This window comes from Methanosarcina sp. A14 (assembly GCF_001729375.1).
Classification (GTDB): domain Archaea; phylum Halobacteriota; class Methanosarcinia; order Methanosarcinales; family Methanosarcinaceae; genus Methanosarcina; species Methanosarcina barkeri.
Window position 1 is genome coordinate 1 of the sequence record NZ_LZPK01000219.1, and the last position, 2,453, is coordinate 2,453.

Annotated in this window: 3 protein-coding genes; 1 reads left to right on the top strand and 2 read right to left on the bottom strand. The window is 40.6% G+C overall.

Annotated elements, in window-relative coordinates:
- The coding region (locus A9239_RS19920; protein ID WP_218104598.1) for a hypothetical protein at positions 1-206 on the bottom strand (206 nt) is incomplete at its 3' end.
- Between the two features lie 255 nt (positions 207-461).
- Between A9239_RS19920 and lysA the strand changes: the two genes are divergently transcribed.
- A complete protein-coding gene (lysA, locus tag A9239_RS10965; RefSeq protein WP_048121670.1) occupies positions 462-1,724 on the top strand; it encodes a diaminopimelate decarboxylase in 1,263 nt (420 codons plus the stop codon).
- A 207-nt stretch (positions 1,725-1,931) separates the two neighbouring features.
- Here lysA and A9239_RS10970 read toward each other — a convergent pair whose 3' ends face one another.
- A complete protein-coding gene (locus A9239_RS10970) occupies positions 1,932-2,297 on the bottom strand; it encodes a hypothetical protein (RefSeq protein WP_048121668.1) in 366 nt (121 codons plus the stop codon).
- Positions 2,298-2,453 lie beyond the last annotated feature (156 nt).

A 2,453-nucleotide genomic window follows, 5' to 3' on the forward strand; every position in this document is an offset into this window, starting at 1 on the left:
TTTTTCAAAAGGGTTGTGCTGCAACCATTATGATGTTTGATCCTTTCGTTGCTAAAATTCTCGGTCAAGCCTTTTTTCAAAAGGGTTGCAGGCAAGCAGTTTTTTGAAAATGGTTGTGATAACGCTGACCACGTAGTTTTGCTGGATTTTTCAATCAACTCTTTTTCAAAAAAGTTTGCAGTTAAGCCTTTTATTAAAAAAGTCATAACTACAACGCCGCCTAATCCAAAACAAAATTTGAATAAATGATCCCTCCTGAGCGCATTTAGAAAACAGCTTTTCTTGCCTTAGTTCAGCCCTCTTGAGCGAACGAAGTGAGCGAAAAGGGCACCATCCTCCCGAGACGGGACTCGGGTGACGGAACTCGGGTGACGGAACTCGGGGTAGAAAGACTAATAAAGGAGTAAAAGTTCAAATTGATACAAAACCCCATTAAACAAAAATCGATAAAAGGTAATAATATGGTTTCAAAGGACCTTCCCTTCACCAAAGAGAAAATTCAGGAAATAATAAAAAAGTATCCCACCCCGTTTCATATCTACGATGAGAAAGCCATTCTGGAAAATGCGGAGAAAATGAAAGCAGCTTTCAGGGAGGTTCCGGGTTTTAAAGAGTTTTTTGCTGTAAAAGCCCTCCCAAACCCCTATATTCTTAAAATTCTGAGAGAAGAAGGCTTTGGTGCGGATTGCAGTTCTTTGCCGGAGTTAATTCTTGCTGAAAAAGCCGGAATTACCGGAAAAAACATAATGTTTAGCTCAAACGATACTCCTGCTGAAGAGTTCCTGAAGGCAAAAGAGCTTGGAGCATACATAAATCTTGATGACATAAGCCATATTGACTACCTTGAAAAGTATGCCGGACTTCCTGATATTGTCTGTTTCAGGTACAATCCTGGCCCTCTTAAAGAGGGAAATGCCATTATAGGAAAGCCGGAAGAGGCAAAGTACGGCTTTACGAGAGACCAGCTTTTTGAAGGCTACCGCATACTCAGGGACAGAGGAGTAAAGCGTTTTGGAATGCACACAATGGTGGCCTCGAATGAACTAAAAGCTGATTACTTTGTGGAAACCGCAAGAATTCTCTTCGAACTTATAGTTGAAATCTCAAAGGAACTCAACATAAAGTTCGAATTTGTGAACCTCGGAGGAGGCATAGGCATCCCCTACAGGCCTGAAGAAGAACCTGTTTCCTTCGAAGCCGTGGCAAAAGGTGTCAAAGAAGCTTACGAAGCCACAATCACAGCTAGCGGGCTTTATCCGCTCAAAGTTTTCCTGGAATGCGGCCGTGTAATTACAGGCCCCTATGGTTACCTGATTACCCAGGTTCGGCATCTCAAACACACCTACAAGGACTATGTCGGGATGGACTCCTGTATGGCCAACCTGATGCGGCCGGGTATTTACGGAGCCTATCACCATATAACCGTGCTCGGAAAGGAAAATGAGGCTCCTGTCCATAAGTATGACGTAACCGGCTCCCTCTGCGAAAATAATGATAAATTCGCAATTGACAGGCTTCTTCCAGAAATTGAAATAGGAGATATCCTTGCAATCCACGACACAGGTGCTCATGGCCACTCTATGGGTTTCAATTACAACGGAAAACTCCGTTCTGCCGAACTCCTTCTCAGAAAAGACGGAAGCGTTGTGCAGATCAGGAGAGCCGAGACTATTGAGGATTACTTTGCAACACTGGATTTCGAAGCCCTGAAAGATTTCAAGTAAAAAAAACTCTTCAGCAAAAACTGCAAAAATATCCAAAAAGAAAATTTGCTGAAAAACTAAAGACAGGTGAATAGCAGAGAAATTTCATTGCGAGATCTTACTGCTGCACCTAAATTACCTTTTCTTTTCCGCGAAATATATTCAGGATTTATGTGCTTGAAGTACAAAATTAAGTTTACTTAAGAGAGTGAGAATATAAGACAGAGATCACACATCAGAAAAGTCACCTTCATACTGTCTGCACTCCTGCGCACTTATCATTCCACAGTTTAAAAGACTCAGGGATTCAAATATACCTTCACCTACACTTATTCCTTTTAGAGCACATTTCTTCATCAAACGGTCGTAAAGGATTTCATTTTCGTTTTTAATAAAGTCGCACATTTCCGAAATAAATTCATCTGTTATAAGTGGTTCTTCTCTGTTTACCCAATGATCAATTGACTCGATTAGATATTGACGCATAGACTTGTTCTTTCCAATCTCCATAAGATCCATAAAAGCGCATTCATCTATGCTTAGAACCCACTTACCAAGTTTATACTTAAAAGCATCTCCACCATTGTCTTCCAAACATACTCCTCCATAATGATTAAATTCTCATAATAATTTAGAGGACTCATGCTATTTAATTCATCATGGGGCGTAAACTGCCTGGGTATTTAATTCTACACAAGAAGGGTATTATATGGAAAACCTGAGTTGAAAAAGTAAACGTACTGGACTCAG

Bases quoted from the DNA above. Each gene is read 5' to 3' on its own strand.
- lysA (WP_048121670.1), top strand. From the start codon at position 462: ATGGTTTCAAAGGACCTTCCCTTCACCAAAGAGAAAATTCAGGAAATA.